At 60.0% G+C, this 18,031-nt stretch carries 14 protein-coding genes and 3 pseudogenes; 3 read left to right on the forward strand and 14 right to left on the reverse strand.

The window, feature by feature from the left end; translation table 11 throughout:
- Nucleotides 1–131 precede the first annotated feature (131 nt).
- Nucleotides 132–347, reverse strand: coding sequence for a CDGSH iron-sulfur domain-containing protein (locus B0G69_RS00265; RefSeq protein ID WP_121315150.1), 216 nt, complete (start codon nt 345–347; stop codon nt 132–134).
- 45 nt (nt 348–392) lie between these two features.
- Nucleotides 393–1,613, reverse strand: a complete 1,221-nt coding sequence (locus B0G69_RS00270; RefSeq protein ID WP_121315151.1) for an RtcB family protein — start codon at nt 1,611–1,613, stop codon at nt 393–395.
- A gap of 559 nt (nt 1,614–2,172) precedes the next feature.
- Between B0G69_RS00270 and B0G69_RS00275 the strand changes: the two genes are divergently transcribed.
- A complete protein-coding gene (locus B0G69_RS00275) occupies nt 2,173–3,096 on the forward strand; it encodes a sterol desaturase family protein (protein WP_121315152.1) in 924 nt (307 codons plus the stop codon).
- 273 nt (nt 3,097–3,369) lie between these two features.
- Here B0G69_RS00275 and B0G69_RS00280 read toward each other — a convergent pair whose 3' ends face one another.
- The gene (locus tag B0G69_RS00280; RefSeq protein ID WP_241991341.1) at nt 3,370–3,693 is read right to left on the reverse strand and encodes a VOC family protein; all 324 of its coding nucleotides are present in this window, start codon (nt 3,691–3,693) and stop codon (nt 3,370–3,372) included.
- A 138-nt stretch (nt 3,694–3,831) separates the two neighbouring features.
- Nucleotides 3,832–4,659 carry a class I SAM-dependent methyltransferase gene (locus B0G69_RS00285; RefSeq protein ID WP_121315154.1) on the reverse strand — a complete coding sequence of 276 codons (828 nt, stop codon included), beginning with the start codon at nt 4,657–4,659 and terminating at the stop codon, nt 3,832–3,834.
- Between the two features lie 620 nt (nt 4,660–5,279).
- Between B0G69_RS00285 and B0G69_RS00290 the strand changes: the two genes are divergently transcribed.
- Nucleotides 5,280–5,582: a hypothetical protein gene (locus B0G69_RS00290; RefSeq protein WP_121315155.1), complete on the forward strand. Its 303-nt coding sequence runs from the start codon at nt 5,280–5,282 to the stop codon at nt 5,580–5,582.
- 1,042 nt (nt 5,583–6,624) lie between these two features.
- Here B0G69_RS00290 and B0G69_RS00295 read toward each other — a convergent pair.
- From B0G69_RS00295 to B0G69_RS00310, 5 genes and pseudogenes are all read right to left on the reverse strand, one after another.
- On the reverse strand, nt 6,625–6,909 hold the full coding sequence (locus B0G69_RS00295; RefSeq protein ID WP_241991242.1) for a hypothetical protein: 285 nt from the start codon (nt 6,907–6,909) through the stop codon (nt 6,625–6,627).
- Nucleotides 6,910–7,472: 563 nt separating this feature from the next.
- Nucleotides 7,473–8,222 (reverse strand): response regulator transcription factor, encoded by a 750-nt coding sequence (locus tag B0G69_RS00300; RefSeq protein ID WP_121315157.1) that lies wholly within the window; start codon nt 8,220–8,222, stop codon nt 7,473–7,475.
- Nucleotides 8,223–8,525: 303 nt separating this feature from the next.
- A complete protein-coding gene (locus B0G69_RS00305) occupies nt 8,526–10,325 on the reverse strand; it encodes a hybrid sensor histidine kinase/response regulator (RefSeq protein ID WP_158608914.1) in 1,800 nt (599 codons plus the stop codon).
- 658 nt (nt 10,326–10,983) lie between these two features.
- On the reverse strand, nt 10,984–11,160 hold the full coding sequence (locus tag B0G69_RS41280) for a DUF1016 domain-containing protein (RefSeq protein ID WP_147440680.1): 177 nt from the start codon (nt 11,158–11,160) through the stop codon (nt 10,984–10,986).
- Nucleotides 11,157–11,434, reverse strand: a pseudogene (locus B0G69_RS00310) (HU family DNA-binding protein). Before B0G69_RS00310 ends, B0G69_RS41280 begins: the two are co-directional and overlap by 4 nt.
- An 862-nt stretch (nt 11,435–12,296) precedes the next feature.
- Between B0G69_RS00310 and B0G69_RS41665 the strand changes: the two are divergent.
- Nucleotides 12,297–12,455 carry a hypothetical protein gene (locus tag B0G69_RS41665; protein WP_167368858.1) on the forward strand — a complete coding sequence of 53 codons (159 nt, stop codon included), beginning with the start codon at nt 12,297–12,299 and terminating at the stop codon, nt 12,453–12,455.
- A 247-nt stretch (nt 12,456–12,702) separates the two neighbouring features.
- Here B0G69_RS41665 and B0G69_RS41670 read toward each other — a convergent pair.
- The 5 genes and pseudogenes from B0G69_RS41670 to fdnG form a co-directional block, all read right to left on the reverse strand.
- Nucleotides 12,703–12,855 (reverse strand): annotated as a pseudogene (locus tag B0G69_RS41670) (SET domain-containing protein); the annotation flags it as partial.
- 119 nt (nt 12,856–12,974) lie between these two features.
- Entirely contained in the window at nt 12,975–13,265 is a 291-nt protein-coding gene (locus B0G69_RS00320) for a hypothetical protein (protein WP_121315160.1), read from the reverse strand.
- Between the two features lie 168 nt (nt 13,266–13,433).
- Nucleotides 13,434–13,601 (reverse strand): annotated as a pseudogene (locus B0G69_RS00325) (formate dehydrogenase cytochrome b556 subunit); the annotation flags it as partial.
- Complete coding sequence (gene fdxH, locus B0G69_RS00330) at nt 13,591–14,511, reverse strand: formate dehydrogenase subunit beta (protein WP_121315161.1); 921 nt, start codon at nt 14,509–14,511, stop codon at nt 13,591–13,593. The pseudogene B0G69_RS00325 and the gene fdxH, both read right to left, overlap by 11 nt.
- A 20-nt stretch (nt 14,512–14,531) precedes the next feature.
- The gene (fdnG, locus tag B0G69_RS00335; protein ID WP_147440681.1) at nt 14,532–17,603 is read right to left on the reverse strand and encodes a formate dehydrogenase-N subunit alpha; all 3,072 of its coding nucleotides are present in this window, start codon (nt 17,601–17,603) and stop codon (nt 14,532–14,534) included.
- Nucleotides 17,604–18,031: the final 428 nt, after the last annotated feature.

Genomic DNA, 18,031 nt, shown 5'->3' on the forward strand with positions numbered 1-18,031 from the left:
GAGCGGCGGCCGTTCTATCCTTGAAAGCTGCCGCTCAGTCTGCGCCTGCTCGAGGGGTGGCTCAGGATCGCGAAAAGACCTTCAGTGGCCCTGCAAAGAGTCATTCACGCGCGTCCCGCGACGGCGCAAATCTATTCTTTACCCGCCCCCTCATCCAGATCACTCTTAAACTCGACCTTCCGATGCGACCCGTCGCAAAACGGCTTGTTATTCGAGTGCCCGCAACGGCAGAGCCAGACCTCATCTTTCTCGACTTGAATCTGCCTGCCCCCTTGCGTCGTGATCGTGAAATCACCTTTGATGTGATACGGACCGTTATTTCTCGGGGTGATGATTGCCGTTGCCATATCCACCTCCTACGAATCGACTGACCGTCGCAAGCCAATCAGAGCCTAACCCTTCACGCAAACCACCTGACGCAGCGTATGAACCACCGCGACCAAGCTCCGCTGCGCGGCCATCACGGCGTCGATGTCCTTATAGGCCATCGGAATTTCATCGACGACCCCCGCATCCTTTCGGCATTCGACGTGCGCCGTCGCCCTGATTTGATCTTGGACCGTGAAGCGCCGTTTGGCGTCCTTCCGGCTCATCGCGCGCCCGGCGCCGTGACTGCATGAGCAGAAGCTCTCTTCATTGCCGAGACCGCGCACGATGAAGCTCTTCGCGCCCATCGAACCCGGAATGATGCCGAGCTCGCCCACTCGTGCCGACACCGCCCCTTTACGCGTGACGAACACGTCGGCGCCGAAGTGCCGCTCCTTCTGCACGTAATTGTGGTGGCAGTTCACCGCGTGCTCGTCGATGGTGAAGGGTTTGCCAATAGTCATGCGCACCGCACCGATCACGGCACTCATCATGACCTCACGGTTGCGGCGCGCGTACTCCTGCGCCCAGCCGACCGCCTCAACATAGTCGTCGAAGTGCCGGCTACCTTCCTTGAAGTACGCGAGGTCTTTGTCCGGAAGATTCGCAAGGTGTTGACGCATGTCGGCCCGAGCCAGCTCGATGAACAGGCTCCCGATCGCATTGCCCACACCGCGCGATCCGCTGTGCAGCATGAACCAGACGTCGTCCTCCTCGTCGAGGCATACCTCGATGAAGTGATTGCCGGTGCCGAGCGTGCCGACGTGCGTGTGGTTGTTCGTGCGCGCGAGGGAAGGATACTTGCCGACGATGCGCTGAAAACCGGGCGCCAGCAGTTTCCAGGCCTCGTCGACGGCCGGCGGCGGACGCGACCATGCGCCCGGGTCGCGTCGCCCTTGCGCGCTGCCGTGCGGCACGGCGCGCTCGATCGCGCCGCGTACGCCCGAAAGCGAATGGGGCAGGTCCGCGGCCGTCAGCGTCGTGCGAACTGCCATCATTCCGCAGCCGATATCCACGCCTACCGCCGCCGGGATGATCGCTCCTTGTGTCGGAATCACGCTGCCGATCGTCGACCCCTTGCCCACGTGCACGTCCGGCATGACGGCAAGGTGCCTGAACACGAACGGCATGCGGGCCGTGTTTCTCAGTTGCCGGCGAGCCGCCTCCTCAATCGCGACGCCCTGCGCCCACATCTTCACGGCCTTGCCGCTTGACACTTCCATCAGTTGATAATCGACAAGGCTCATGTCTCTGTCCCTTCGTCAGCTTCGCTCATCGGCACGGGTGTCAGTGCGCGGCGTATGACCTTAGCGTGAGCCGGTTTTTCCGTTTCGACAACCGGCCCATTACGGGCGTCTTTATCAAGCCGGGTCAATTATTCACCTCCAGCGACCTGTGCCATCGGATCCGAACGAGTTGTCTTGCCGGCCGAAAAGGCCAGTTCATGTCGCTCAGCGCGGGATGTCGGATGACCGCTGTTCCCGAGTAAGCTGCCGTTGCGGTGACGGACCTTCGAACGACGGCAGTGGGTCGTCAGCGTCTATTCGATTTTTCTGAGATCGGTCATTTAAGTTCGGCGAACCATTTGTGTGGCTCGAAAGGCCGGATCAGCCGATCAGCCGGCCGACGAACCAGCCGCCAGCGCCCGGTGCCGTCCGGCCGCCATCGCGGCCGGAACTTCATGACATTCGGCGACATAGTTTCCGCATGGTCTTTAGCGGGGTAGCCCACTACATTAGCTTCACCCGACGCGATTCTGCGTTTTCCCGCAGGCGACGCGTCCCATCAACCCGTTATCCGCCCATCATGTTCACCACTGGAAAAATCGCGCTTTGTGTAACTCTGTTCGTCGTTAGCGTCTCGCTGATCGAGGCGTGCGTGCTCACCCGCACACAGCGCGATAGCGCCACGCCCTTCGACTGGCATGAAGTGTGGATATCGCTGGCCGATCTGGCCGGCCGCAAGCTGTTCGCGCTGCTGCCGCTTTCGCTTGCTACGCCCATTTTTGCGCTCGCCTGGGATCACCGGATCTTTACCGTCACGCTCAACAGCGCGCTGATGGCGTTCCTGCTCTTTATCGGCCAGGAGTTCTGCTACTACTGGTACCACCGCGCGTCGCACCGCATCCGTTTTTTCTGGGCGACGCATGCGGTTCACCACTCGCCGAACCAGCTGACGCTATCATCGGCTTACCGGCTCGGCCTGACCGGCAAGCTAACCGGCTCGGCAATGTTTTTTGTGCCTCTCGTCTGGCTTGGCGTGCGTCCGGAAATCGTGCTGGCGACGCTGAGTTTCAATTTGCTTTATCAGTTCTGGCTGCATAACACGTGGACGCCGAAACTCGGCTGGCTCGAATACGTGTTCAATACGCCATCCGCGCATCGCGTGCACCACGCATCGAACGTCGATTATCTTGATGCGAACTATGGTGGTGTACTCGTCGTATTCGACCGCTTGTTCGGCACGTATGTCGAAGAACGCGCTGATGAGCCGTGCCGCTACGGTCTCACGACACCGACGCGCTCTCACAATCCGCTCGTCGTCGAGTTCGAGCACTGGGTCAGCCTCGCCCGTGATATCGCATCGGCGGGCAGCGTGTGGACTGCGATCAGCTTCGTGATCCTGCCGCCGGGCTGGCGCGCGGACGGTTCCGGCGAAACAACCGAAGCGTTGCGTCAGCGGAATCCGGCCGCACGTCGTACGGTTCCAGTCGGTACGCCGGGACGGTGAACGGATTTCGTACCGGTCGAGTGCAAAGGTCGAACACCAAACGGACGCCTACGGGTCGAGGCTGTGTGAAAACGCATGCTGAACGCGGCGTTCTGAAAAACCGACCCTTCAGATCGCGCCGTATCGGCTTGGCAGCAACTTGGGAAGGGTAAAGCGACACCCGAAAACCGAGTACTTTTGCGTTTTCACACAGCCTCGGCCGTTCACTGCCTCATGCGCCAGGGTGCGCAGCCTTGACCTAGCAATGCTTATGTCTTTCCACCAAAAAACGAACTAGTCGTGGCAAATGCAAAGCTCGAATTCGTGGCCGTCGGGACTCGCCAGTACCATGCTCTTCATTGTTTCGTTATTTAAGCCATCAAGGACAACTGTTGCACCGTGAGCCTTTGCACGGTTCAGAAACGTATGCAATTCAGATACATCGAATTCGAACACGGGCACGCATCCGCTACCGGCGAACTCGTCGCCAAAATCATTCAACAATAACGCGAAGCGGACTTCGCCTAGAGAAAACTCCGTCCACCTTTCCGACTTACGACTCGGCGAGCAATCTAATACGGTTTCCCAGAACGCAGTGGCCCGCTCCATGTCCTTCACTTTCAAATACGTGGTTCTGATTCGCATAGATGCCCTCAGACAGGTTCAAAAGCCGGCAGATTATTAGACACTTAAAACTGGCGAGACAAACGATTGTCCACGATCTACGTCATATCGTCGAGTGGCCGAAACTGGCTGCTAGGCAGCACTGGCCTGAATGAGACGCAGCCCCCATCCCGTCTTTAACGTGCCGTCTTCGCGTCGCATGGGCGCAAACGCCGACAATAGTTCGCTCTTGAACTGCGCGCGCGCTGTTTCGGACATCCTGTCGGCATCGTAAGTGTCCAGCATGTCCAACCATAATTGCTCCGGCGTAGGCGTCCAGTCAATCTCGATGTCTTCAAACACGACGTTGACGAAACCATGCTGGAGCAGTTCGCTCCAACCGGCTTCGCTGCGTGTGCGCGCATCACCGAGTGGCAAGTGTGTCAGATTCGCCTTCGCAATTGGTCTGAATATGTCTAAAAAGACTTCACCGACTTCCCCAGTCAGAAAGGCCCGCCCGACGACAGTGGAAAAACTACCGCCTTTACGCAATACCCGGTGAATTTCACGGATTACTTGCTCTATGTCGTCCATCAACATCAGAGCCATGTGGGACAGCACGTAGTCCACCGAACCGGTATTGAGCGACAGCTCTTGTGCACGCTCATTTATCAACCGTACATCCTGCGGCAATACCGCCCGGGCCGCACTCAACTCACCATCGCTCATGTCGATGCCGATCAACTTCGTTCCTGCGTCGCCCCTGTCGTTCAGAATTTGCAGCAGTGGCCCATCACCACATGCCAAATCGAGCACAGTGCGCGACATCTCACCATTCGGCACCCGCTCTGCCAGCGCGTGATAGGAAGATGGGTATTCTGCCAGCGTAGATCGCGCAGGATGATTGCCATAGGCCCGGCGCGTCGCTCCTGCCCGACGCAGGTGAAAATCTTTCAAATAGATTTCTGCATGGGATGCCATTCTTGCGTTACCCAATTGTTCAATTCTTGGTTGTACGTCTGGACTTCGGATCGTCCTATTCGACGGGAATTGTCAGCGAAATAGATCACAATGTCGAATGCTTTATCCTGGCCGAGGCTGTGTGAAAACGCAAAAGTACTCGGTTTTCGGGTGTCGCTTTACCCTTCCCAAGTTGCTGCCAAGCCGATACGGCGCGATCTGAAGGGTCGGTTTTTCAGAACGCCGCGTTCAGCATGCGTTTTCACACAGCCTCGGTCGGCTCCTGCGGATCAGAATCGGTCAAAGCGGGCGGCCGCCCCGAAAAAGACATATTGTGTTTGTGTGCGCGCTGCAGCGGTCTCATTTTTGGTTTTAACGTTGCAAACCGGTGTGTGCGTAAGTCCTTGAATGTTGACCAGAAAGCGGTTCTTCAACCGGAGTGCGACCCGGCATGAAAATGATATTTGCTGCTTTGCACAAATGCGCCCTACTATTCACCAACGGATGCGCAGCACGCATGCGCTCGGGCGGCAGCATGGTGGAGACCTCTGCGGCCGCTTCCGATCGTCAATGGCGAGCTATGCAGGCGGTATGCGCGAAGAAGCTTCGAACCATTTTCGTCGATCAACCGGGAGGTGGACATGCTGACTTTGGCCGAATTGCAAAGCACGCTGCAAATCGAGTACGAACTGCAGCTCGAAGCGATGGACGAGCAGACATTGCGTGGGCTGCTCGCGGATCCGATTGCACTCAACGCACTGGTGCCGGCTTTTCTGAGCTTTGCGGAGGGGCGCCGGATAGCGGAAGCAACACTTGTACAACTGCTCGCTCGCAAGCCGTCGAACGCCGAACGGGGCATTCCGCATGATGCCGAGCCCATTTGGGCGCAGTGGCTCAAACCATTCTGGATGCTGCCGCTCTTCGGTGCACGCAAGGGCGAGTAAAGGCGCTCGGCCGACGCGATCAACACCGAATGGAATTGCGCTGGACCACGCATACCGATATCGCGACCGCCCAAGCGGCAGAGGCCTGGCCAGGAAGCGTCATTCGCCCGTCGCGTCGCTCGGACGTTCAGACGTCGGGTCCGCCCAGTAAACAGTCATTCGACTGGCGAAGGCGAATGTTGCTTCGTCGGCCATAGCCGACGTGGGACCGGGGTTCGGTTCTGCGTCAGCTAGGGGCATTGCCGTCAGCGGCGGCGTTGAGCAGTCCGACGGCAGCTTCCGCGACCGGTGCCCTCGCACTTTCGACCCATTCGGCATCTCTTTTATCAATCGTATCGGTCGTCCCGGTCGTTTCAGAGAGCGAGTTGGCTTATCGCGACACAGCCGCCAAGTTAACTACCCTGATAGATATCGCACGACAGGCCGACCACGCACGGTTGACCGTCTCGGGCTTTGCCGTAACCATCTCGTCCGCCAGGTTGGGCTCCATGGTCCCACGGACTGTCGCCGTCCGTCGGCATCGCCCGCTGCGATGAATTTATTGCTTGCTGGCTGGAGGAGTGGCTAGTGGCGTCTAACGGTTGCATTTCCTGAGAGTAGGCAGCGCCGGCCGCGGTGAGCAGGAATAGCACGATGGTTACAGCCGAGGGTTTCACTTTCATTTCTTCACCTTTCGTCATCAATGGATTGCGTTAGCGACGCCGAACTCGCGGCCGGGGAAGGAATTCCAGAAATGCGCGGCCCAGACGTCGTTTTAAGTGAGCGTTCCCGCGAAGGTTGAATTGACGCGAAGAAGAGTTGGCCGTGGCCCGCACCACGCTGACGTCCTGCCAGCTGCAACTGGCGCGGCGATTTCGAACTCAAGCTTCGCGACCGCCCAAATGCTCGTTATGACGCCCCTTCCACTTGCTCCTGAAGCGCCGTCGGGCCTCTCGCGTGTCGTGGCGCCTCCCCTCTCAGGAGGCGCCACCTGAAAGAGTGACAGCGAACTCGGTAAGCCGGACCACTTTCCAGTCATGGCTCGCGCGCCGTCAGATCGGTGTTAGCTCCCTCCAAAAAAAACGTTGCATTGTGGATCCATCCGGCACGGTCTGGCATGTTTTGCACCGGCTTGTACCCCTGTGTCGGGCGTACCGCCGTATGCTTCCATCCCCGCACTTGGGTCAGAGGGTTGTGTTGCGGCGTTTTCTTGCGGGGCGGGTTGTGAGGCTTGCGGTGTGCCTTGCGAATGCGCAACACCGGCCATGACAAACAGCACGACGGCGGATGCGACTATCAGTGGTGATTTCATGCTGGTTCCTTTGTATACGTTGAGTTTTCCATTCATGCGATTCGTTATTTGCGTGCCCCGAACTCGAAGTCCACGCGCATCGAGCGTGTCGCGCACGAGCCGCAACACCGGTGGTGATCGATTGATAAAGTTTCGTGAGGGGGCTCGTTGGAGTTAAAGCAATCAGCCTGTTCACTTCATGTCGACCTGCAGCAGTCGTCGCACGAGCCAAGGCCGGTTCAGCTCTTCACGACGACCAACCGCTCTGGGTACACTCGGTGAATGCACCCTCTGCGCTGCTGTCATACTCATTCTTGGTCAGGCGAAACGCCGTCGCAACGCACATGCGTAGGCGGTCGACAGCAATCGTCGGCGAAAGATGTATGCACTGTTATCGTCCGATCCCGGTGACATGTCGGATACTCGTCTCCCGACGCCGCGCTCGTTCCTGAAGTGGTCAGGCGCTGGGCGAGCGCGCGTCACCTAGCTGATACATTTGTGGCTGCTAGTAGGGATAGCGACCTGTTATTTTGCTTTTTATCGCGCTGCGGCCACGCACGAGGCGTTGTGCATCGTGCTGTCAAGCAAGTCTTCCACTCCAGAAAGCACGCTGCCTGAAGTCAGTCGGTTGGTTGTCCCCCAGCAGCCGGTAGTCTTCGGTCAAGCGCCGGATCCGTGACCGGCGGGACGCCGAGCTTGATCCCGCTATTCGCCAGCATGACGATGAGTTCCGTACGGCGCCGGAGATTGAAATGCGCAAGCAGATGACTGATGTATTTCCGTACCGTAATGTCCTCGAGGCCCATTCTCAGGGCAATGGCCTTGGACGGAAGTCCGCGCACCAGCCACGCCAACGTTTCGAACTCTCTCGGTGTGAGTCCCAGCTCGGATGCATTGCTCGTTTCCGATTTAACGCGCGGCTCACGATCCTCAGGTCCATTTGCCGGAGTCTCATCAGTGTCCATCTCACGACTGAGGCTGGCGATGCTGGAGGCTGGTAGGAATACGCCCCCCGCAAGCACCGCGCTTATCGCCGCACGAAGCGCTTCAGGCGGCGACGATTTGGGCACGTATCCCATGGCGCGAAGTTGGATGCATCGACTGATGGTTTCCACTCGCTCATCGGCCGATAGCACGATCACCGGTAAGGACGGTCGCGATTCCTTCAATTCGGCAAGCGCGTTGCAACCGTTGCCATCGGGCAGGTCGAGATCGAGAAAAACGATGTTCAGGAGGTCACAAAGCGCATGATTCAAACCCTGCGACAACGTGCTCGCGTGCAGCAACTCGATGTTCGGAAAGAGTTCCGTCAGTAGAAGCGCCAATCCGGCTCTGAACAGCTCATGGTCGTCGACGATCAGTACGCGCATTCCATCGTCTCCCGGAATCGTATTCGAGCCAGGCTGCGATTACACATCGGAGGAGGGTTCAATCGACAGTGATCGTCCGATGTCCCAGGTCAGATAGTACACACTAGCGGTGGATCTACATGGCGCCGCCTGAAAAGTGGCGGTTTTCATCCACCATTAGACGAATCGAGCGTATCAAGGGGACCACCGGGCCTTGCATGGGCCAATACATCAGTCATCTGTTCGCATACTTCAAGTTGCGGCGCCGCGCAGCACTCACCGTGATGCTGGCAGAGAAGGGCGTTACGCTCGGGACGCTTTCAGTCACTGATCGTTCGCGAGATCGAGATTCACCTTCCGTCGAGCGGTCACGAACCGGCTAATCTCGGCCAGCAGGTCTTTCGGGGCGGAGGACTTGCACAATAGCCCGAACGGTTCGGGAAAGTCGCGAAGGATGTGATCGGACAGCAGCTCGCCGGTGATAAATGCGACGGGAATCACGCCGGCCCACGCGAAATGACGCCTGAGCCGATCAGCAACCTCCTTGCCGGTTACTCCTTCGCGCAGACGAATATCGGCGACGATGAGATCGGGAATGCGGCTGTCATCGGCAAGGACGGCTTCGAATCCAGCCATCGACTCGGCGGCGTGCACGAGCGCGCCCGCGCTCGAGAAAAGACGCCTCAGGCCTTCGAGCACGGTAGGTTCATCGTCGCACAGGAGCATGAACGTGTCAGCGAGATCGGGCATGCAGACGTCGCCATCCTGAGCATTTTCGCCGACTGTCGGGGCGGATGCCGAAACCGTCGCGTAAAGCGAAAATCGGGATCCGCGCCCTTCCACGGACGCGAGACTCATGCCATGTCCCGGCAGGATATGGATCGCACGCTGCACGATCGACAGCCCCAGTCCCAGCCCTTTCGAACGGTCGCGCCCCGGATTGTTGATCTGATAGTACTCGGAGAAGATCGCGTCGCGATGTGCGGGCGCAATGCCGATGCCGGTATCCCATACATCGATGCGCAGCCGTTCATTCAGTTGCACCCAGCCAAGCACAACGCCACCCGATGATGTGTTCTTGATGGCGTTCGATACAAGATTCGATACAGCCCGCTTGAAGAGCGACCGGTCGGTCGCGATAGACGGGGGGTAGCCTCGCCGTCCCGCGATCCTTAGATCGATGCCACGCAATCGGGCCGTCTCCCGGTACTGCTCGAAGACCTCGGTCAATAGGCCGTGGGTGTCGACCGGTACGACATGGGGAACATATGAGCCCAGCTCGCTGTAGTCCTGAATGTCCTTGAACATGTCGAGGATGTCGGACGCGGTCTCCTCGACGACATCGAGCTCGCGATCCACGGCGTATCCGTCCCTGATCCTCGTCCGGGCGCTTCGGATGAAAAGGTTGATTGCGGCCAGAGGCTGCTGGATGTCGTGATACGCCGATGAAAAGAATCGCTCTTTCTCCCTGACGAGCTCTTGCATGCGTCGGTTCTGCTCGTTGACCACGCGCGAAGCCGCTTCGACGCGCGCCTTGGCCGCGCGCAAGGTGCGCCGGTACATGAATTCGCGCCTCGCGGCACGTTCCAGCGGGATACTGACGAGCAAACCGACGATATACATCATCGGCACCATCGTGGCGTGCGCGATCACCGACTCCATGCGCGCACCGACGCTCTGGCCATCGGGCTTGAGATAGAGCATCACCAGATAACTGACGACGCATAGGCCGACCAGCCACGCCGCCGTAATCACTCGAAGCCGGAAGGCCATGAATATCATGAAAAGGGCAAACGTGAGGATCGGATAGGCCTCCCGCCAGGCCAGGTCGCCCGGATAGATCTGTACCATTCTCAGGACCGCGAACCAGCAACTGAGCGTCCAGACACTGAGCAGCCCGACGCTCCAGCGCTCGTCGAGTGCGTGTCGGCTCCACAACAGAACGGGCACCGTCATGCCGATCGTCCCGGCGATTCTCAGGACACAGAGTTCTTTGTGGTGCAAGTGGGCGGGATCGAGTATGTCTAATCGCCCGAGGTCGTGGACGGAAAACACGACCCACAGCACGGTGAAGATTGTGATGGCGAGCCTGCGCTGTCCGAAGAAGCGCCGCGCATAGTCCATCCGGAACGCGCGTTCCTGCGCCGCCGATCTGAACCTGCGCACCGTGAGGCCTGACGATCTCATGACGACGCTCGATCAGGAAATTTGCCGCCCGCGGATAGGACAGCGTGCAATCCAAACAGAGTAGCAGGCGCCCACCCAGAGTCATACACACAAATGTAGCGGTCTCGATACGCTTGCGGCCAGGGACACCTACGTCTTTCCAGACCCGGTTCCGGCCCTGCCTACGTGGACGGCGACAGCGTCCGGGTCGAGCGGCAATCGATATATGACGGCGCCGGTAAGCAAGAATTGCGCTTTCTTCGTAACTGGCTATCGCCTCGGTACGCCCTCTTCTTCCGGACTTTCATTCGCATTATTTTTGTTCTTGAGGCGGTTCGGGCGTTTGCCTCGCCTCATCGCAACCGGACGTTACGGCAAGGCTCGTTAAGGAGATTCTCGTGAAAACAGTGCTCAATACCACAAGCGTCAGCAATCTGCCACATTGCTGACGTAGAGCCCAGCCGCTCCAGGTGGCAGCAATGCCGACGAGCTGCGGTGGGACCCGCAAGATTGAGCGGCCGTTGCACCTCGCAAACGGCCATCAGGGGCGTGTCGAGCCGACAGGCAGTTGTGGGTCGAGCTGAGACAGTTGACCGGGTGCCACCGACCCGCTGGCCTAGCCGAGTTCGCCGCCTTGCTCGAACTCCACGATGCGCCGGCCAATCTCCCGGTAGGTCGCCGTCATCAACGCGTTGACGCTGCGGGCTGCGGCCGCGCGCGTGGACTCCACTACGTCGGCGATTTCACGCTGCAGGCCCGCGTAGATGGCCGGTGCGATGTCGGTCTTCGTCACCGTGCGTTCACCGCGTCTTTGAACGCCTTGCCGGCAGTGAACTTCACCGTCTTTGCCGCGGCAACCTGGATTTCAGCGCCCGTCGACAGATTGCGGCCGGTGCGTGCCGCACGCTGTCCCGTCGGGAACGAGCCGAAACCGACCAGTTGCACGGTGTCGCCAGCGGTCACCGCGCGCGTGATGGCGCCTGGCCTGCATCGATGACTTCGCCGGTGGCGGCCCTGGTGTCGCCGGTGCGGGCTGCGACCGCGTCAATCAGTTCCTGTTTATTCATGTTCGATCGGTTGTTGTTGGCCAGACCCGCAACATACGGCAACGGGCGGTCCGAACGCAAACGCGCACGCACGTGCCCAAGGTAGCGCCCGCCCCCTCCGTTTTCCCGGCCAGCGCGGGCTGCCGGAGCGTGACAGACGGAAAATCGTCCAGCGGCCAGCAGCGCTGTCGCGGCACTGCGGTAAAAGTCGGTGTGTGCGGCTCCGTCATTGCGAAACGGTCTCGACGTTGGAGGGGCGGACCAGGCGAACACGACGGTTAGTTGCGTCATCCGGTATTAAATGAACCGGTAAGGCGAGTTTTTGCAGCAGCGAGGACACTGGAACGTTGAGGCTTTCCTCCTGCAGTCCGTCGTGACATCGCTAACCGCATCGGGCGCCCTGGCGATGCGGCGGCACGTAATGGCGCCGGGCAAATCGTTTGCGCCTTTGCGCCGGAGGTCCTATGAGGTCACACGCGGATCTGCCATCGGGACGGCAGGAATTCGCCCTTATGAGAGCGTCGAACGCACATGTCAGGGTCGAATCGATACTCGAACCTCCAGATTTCAGTCTGCGTAACGAGCGAAGCCGAATGTGGTCGGTCGAGGAGGATGCCATGTGGAACCGATCGGCGATGATGACAAGATCACCGTTCGGCAGACCAGGCTGCCCCTGGTAGCGCCCCCGTTTGCCGAGTAGGACAAGCAGCGCTAAACCCGGGTCATCAACGCGCCCATGCTCGTGGCAGCCTCTTCGCATCCTTCCCGGTTTCGGCTGCGCAAGGCGGCAGGAGGCGGCAGCAAGAAGGAACAGGTAGAGTACCCGACGCGCCGGCGCATCACCTAAACTGTAAGCATGGTTGCTACTCGACAGGAGGCCGCCATGGCGGAATCAATTTCGGGAATCATGCTGGGAGTGATCGTTCTGATCATGGCTGCCATCCTCGTGACGGAGCACTACCGACGTGAACATCACAGGAGCCGGCAACTCCGCTGGCTGGACACCCATCCGATGCGGGACTGGTTGCACCGCAGGCCTTGAAGCACAGCCAGACACCTGCCTTGTTGACTGTCCACCCATTGCGGGCAATTCCGGCAGCGCAAGCGACAGGGGCCAGCCGTTTGCGCTCCACTCCGGACGAGCTATGCTCCGGGACTTTGCCAGCGTCGGCATGACCCGGCCCGTCCCGGGTAACGCTAGTTTCCCGGGCCCGAGCATGGTGCGGCGGCACCACCGCACAGGCCGCGTAGTACCGACACAGGTCACCATCAAGTGGCTCGTCCGTCTCCAGTCGGTAATCGATAAAGAGTTCGCCGCCAGCCGTAATGTCCCGGATCGCGTGGTTGAACACGCGCCCCGCCTCCTCAACCGCCTCGCAGTTCGCCGAGCAGCAGTGATTCAGCCAGCGCGCGCTGTTGCCCCCGCGGCTGCCGTCGATCACCGCGACCGACTATGAAACGCTGATGGATTGGGCCCAGCGCGGCCTTCTGGAATGCGCGCATCTCACGGTTACTAAAGCCGGTCAGGATGCGCTCGACCGCGCCGACGATACCGGAGTGGTTAAGGCGGGAGAGACGACGTGAGCTCAGTTGTCCGGAACCTGTTCGCGATTGCTTCACGAACCCGCTCTTCGGCGTCTCTGAACGCTCTCTGGGGATCTCCGAAGGCATCCCCCCGCTCGATTTGATACGTGACGAAGTTTTTATACACAGGCTCGCCGTCCAGCCTCGTGATCATTGCGCGGGCGTAATAGCAGCCGTTTGGATCAGGAGCTCCGGGTCGGTATTCGCGTTCAGCGTCAATGACAATCTTATACGGCGGGACTTCAACCTCTTTATGCAAGGTAGTCATGTCCGTCTCCATCGCGAGTTACGAGGAATCGTAGCATGAAGGAGCGCCCCATTCTTCTCAGCCGCGCGACGATGCGCGCCCTGTCTCAACAACCAGCACAGGAGGGGTGATGTTCGACTTCTGCTCGGCTTCTTTAAGACACTATGACTTTCCGTGAGGTAGAGGCTGGCCCCCCCCGAAGAGCGCGGTGAGCCAGAACATCGACGGATGAAACAGCGCGAGCCCGGACAACGCGAGCAGCACGAAACTGATCGTGGTGATTCAGTGGTTCGTGCGCTCGTTAGCGGAATAACGCAGGATCCGGTTCGCGTCTGCCGTATTCTGGTCAGCTTTCATCGGAACTCTCCTTCGAGCGGTGCGCTTCGTCACGGGCGGCCGTTTCATCTTCTTCCGTGACTTCGTTCGGGCCGACGCGCGTGTAATGGAAGAACCCGGCAAGCGCCGCCAGCGCCATCGCACCCAATGCAAACGGCTTCGCCGCGCCCTTCCAGATGCCCACCAACGGACTGATGTGCGGATCGTCCGGCAGGCCGTGATACAGCGACGGCTGGTCGGCGTGATGCAGCACGTACATCACATGCGTGCCGCCGACGCCGGGCGGATCGTACAATCCGGCATGCTCGAAGCCGCGTTCCTTCAGGTCCTCGATGCGTTCCGCCGCGTGCTGCTTCATGTCTTCCTTGGTGCCGAACACGATCGCACCGGTCGGGCATGTCTTCGCGCACGCCGGCTCCTGGCCCACCGCGACACGATCGGAACACAGCGTGCATTTATACACACGATGATCCCGCTTCGAAATGCGCGGAATGTTGAACGGACAGCCGGTGATGCAATAGCCACAGCCAATACAGTTTTCCTGATGGAAATCGACGATGCCGTTCGTGTACTGGACGATCGCACCCGGCGAAGGACACGCCTTCAGGCAGCCGGGATCCTCGCAATGCATGCAGCCGTCCTTGCGGATCAGCCATTCGAGGTTGCCATCCGGGTTCTCGTATTCGGCGAAACGCATCAGCGTCCACGAGTGCTCCGACAGGTCGGGCGGGTTGTCATAGACGCCAACGTTCGTGCCGATTTCGTCGCGCAGGTCGTTCCACTCCATGCATGCCGTCTGACATGCCTTGCAGCCGATGCACTTCGTGACGTCGATTAGCTTCGCGACGCTGCCCGTAGCCGGCTCGCGCACTGTCGGCGGCTGCACCGTGGTGGCCGACACGCGCCTGATATCGAGCGATTGCAGTGCCATCGTGTTCACCTTTCGCGTATTCAGGTTTTCTCGACTTTCACGAGGAAAGACTTGAATTCCGGCGTCTGCGTATTGCCGTCGCCAACCACTGGCGTGAGCGTATTGATCAGATAGCCCGGCTTCGCGAGTCCCTTGAAGCCCCAATGCAACGGAATGCCGACGGTCTGCACCTTCTTCCCGTCAATCATCAGAGGTTTGATGCGTTTGGTGACCACGGCAACCGCAACGATGTGTCCGCGATTAGACGACACCTTCACGCGGTCGCCCGCCACCACACCGACCTCCTTCGCGAGATCCTCGCCGATCTCGACGAACTGCTCCGGCTGGATGATCGCGTTCAGCCGCACGTGCTTGGTCCAGTAGTGAAAATGCTCGGTGAGCCGATAGCTCGTCGCCGTGTGCGGGAAGTCCGCCGCCTTGCCGAACGCCGCGCGATCGTTCGGGAACACACGGGCGGCCGGGTTGCTCGTTGCCTGGGCATTTTGGGGATGCAGCGGGTTGTAGCCGAGCGGCGTCTCGAACGGCTCGTAGTGCTCAGGGAACGGACCTTCGGCCATGGCGTCACGCGCAAAAAAGCGCGCGACGCCTTCCGGGTTCATGATGAACGGCCCCATGCCGGTTTCGGGCGGCTCGTCCGCCTTGTAGTCCGGCACGTCGGCGCCGCTCCACGTCTTGCCGTTCCAGGCGATCAGCTTGCGCGTCGGATCGAACGGCTTGCCGCTGACGTCGCACGATGCGCGGTTGTACAGGATGCGCCGGTTCGCCGGCCACGCCCACGCCCAGCCAAGCGTCTGGCCGATGCCCGTCGGGTCTGCATTGTCCCGTCGCGCCATCAGGTTGCCAGCCTGCGTCCATGCTCCGCAGAAGATCCAGCAGCCGCTCGCCGTGCTGCCGTCGTCCTTCAGTTGCGCGAAGCCCGCGAGCTGCTCGCCCCTCTTCACGAGCACCTTGGTCGCGTCCTTCGGGTCCGTCAGGTCTGCCAAAGCCTTGCCGCTGAATTCCATCGCCATTTCTTCCGGCGTCGGTGCCGACGGAGCCGCATAGGGCCAGCTGAGATTGACCACCGGGTCCGGGAATTTGCCGCCCTGATCCTGGTACAGCCTGCGGATCCGCACAAACAGGCTCCCCATGATCTCCAGATCCGTCTTCGCCTCGCCCGGCGGCTCGGCACCCCGCCAGTGCCATTGCAGCACGCGCCCGGAGTTGACGAGCGAGCCGTTCTCTTCGGCAAAGCAGCTTGTCGGCAGCCGGAACACTTCGGTCTGGATCTTCAACGCATCAACGTCGTTGAACTCGCCATGGTTCTTCCAGAACTCCGACGTCTCGGTCGCGAGCGGGTCCATGATGACGAGCCACTTCAGCTTCGAAAACGCGACGCTCATCTTCGCCTTGTTCGGCGCAGCGGCAAGCGGGTTGAAGCCCTGAGCGATGTAGCCGTTCATCTTGCCCTGAGACATCAGTTCGAACACCTGCAACATGTCGTACGGCTTGTCGAGCTTGGGCAGATAGTCGAAACCCCAGTTGTTCTCGGCGGTCGCCGCTTCGCCCCACCACGCTTTCATCAGACTAACGAAGAAGCCCCGATAGTTTTTCCAGTAGCTCAACTGGTTCGGCCGCAACGGCTGCGCTGCGCGCTTTGCGACGTAGGCGTCGTAATCCTGCTCGGCTTGCAACGGCAGCGTCATGTAGCCCGGCAGCAGGTTCGACAGCAGGCCGAGATCGGTCAGCCCCTGGATGTTCGAGTGGCCGCGCAACGCGTTCATGCCGCCGCCCGCAATGCCGATATTACCCAGCAGCAGCTGTACCATCGCGCCCGTGCGGATCATCTGCGAACCGACCGAGTGCTGGGTCCAGCCAAGCGCATACATGATGGTAGCGGCGCGCGTCGGCGACGCGGTCGAGGCGAGCATTCCGCACACCTTCAGGAACTTGTCCTTAGGTGTACCGCAGGTCTTCTCGACCATCTCCGGCGTGTAGCGCGAGTAGTGCTGCTTCAGCAGGTTGTAGACGCAACGAGGGTGTTGCAGCGTCGTGTCGACCTTCACGAAGCCGTCGTCGCCCAACTCGTAGTCCCACGTCGATTTGTCCGGATAGCCGTGCTTCCCGGCGTCGTAGCCGGAAAAGATGCCGTCGTTGAACGCGAAATCCTCGCGCACGATGAACGGCAGGTCCGTGTAGTTCTTCACATACTCGTGCTGGATCTTGTCGTTCGTCAGCAGGTAATTGATGATCCCGCCGAGGAACACGATGTCGGTGCCGGTGCGAATCGGCGCGTAGTAGTCAGCGACAGATGCTGTACGCGTAAAGCGCGGATCGACCACGATCAGGCGCGCCTTGCGGTGTGCCTTCGCTTCGGTGACCCATTTGAAACCGCATGGGTGCGCCTCGGCAGAATTGCCGCCCATCGCCAGAATGACGTCCGCGTTCTTGATGTCGACCCAGTGGTTCGTCATCGCTCCACGGCCAAACGTCGGGGCAAGACCTGCCACCGTCGGGCCGTGTCAGACACGCGCCTGGTTGTCGAATGCAAGCATCCCCAGACTGCGGACCACCTTGTGCGTCAGGTATCCTGATTCGTTGCTGCTTGCCGATGCGGCCAGCATGCCCGTCGTGAGCCACCGGTTGACCTTCTTGCCATCGTCCGTCGTTTCGACGAAGTTGGCATCGCGGTCTTCCTTCATCAGCCTGGCGATGCGGTTGAACGCGTCATCCCACGAGATGCGCTGCCACCGGTCGGAACCAGGCGCACGGTATTCCGGGTGCTGGAGACGGCTTGGACTGTGAATGAAATCGATCAGGCTCGCGCCCTTCGGACACAGCGTGCCACGATTAACCGGGTGGTCGGGGTCGCCTTCGATATGGATGATGCTGGCTTTGGCGTTCTTCGCGCCATCGCCAAGGCTGTACATCAGGACCCCGCAACCGACTGAACAATACGGACACGTATTGCGGGTTTCAGTGGTACGCGCCAGCTTGTACTGCCGCACCTCCGCGAGCGCTGGTTCCGGCGAGAAGCCCATCAGGGCGATACTCGATCCGGCCAGCGATGTGGCGGTGAGTTTCAGGAACTGGCGCCTCGTCAAGTTGACCATGGTAGCGGCCCTCGAACGTGGACGTTGCACCAATTACCAGTATAGATAGCGACTTTAGAAATTTCCGTCGGGGCGGCAGCGGATAAACCCTCACGTGGCACGGCAGACGCGACGGCGACGGAGGAGTGTTCGCTCGCTGAGGATGCCGAAGCGGTTCGCCAGTGCGTGGACAACAGCACGGCCGCGTGACTCGATCCGGTCTGTACGGCAATGCCCGTGGCGGTCATTCGTCGGCTGTCGTGCAGCGCCGGATCGGCGCCGCACGCAAGCCATCTGGCAGTTCGCGTGAGGCTGAGCAAGCGCGAATGTCACCTTCGTCGCGATCGGCGAGGCGATGCACGCACGCTCATTGCCGATAAGGTCCCATTGGGTCGGCGGGCCGACCACGAGGCCACGGTACTCCGGCGCCCGTTCGCCGGCCGAGTGCT

Source organism: Paraburkholderia sp. RAU2J, assembly GCF_003634845.1.
Taxonomy (GTDB): domain Bacteria; phylum Pseudomonadota; class Gammaproteobacteria; order Burkholderiales; family Burkholderiaceae; genus Paraburkholderia; species Paraburkholderia fynbosensis.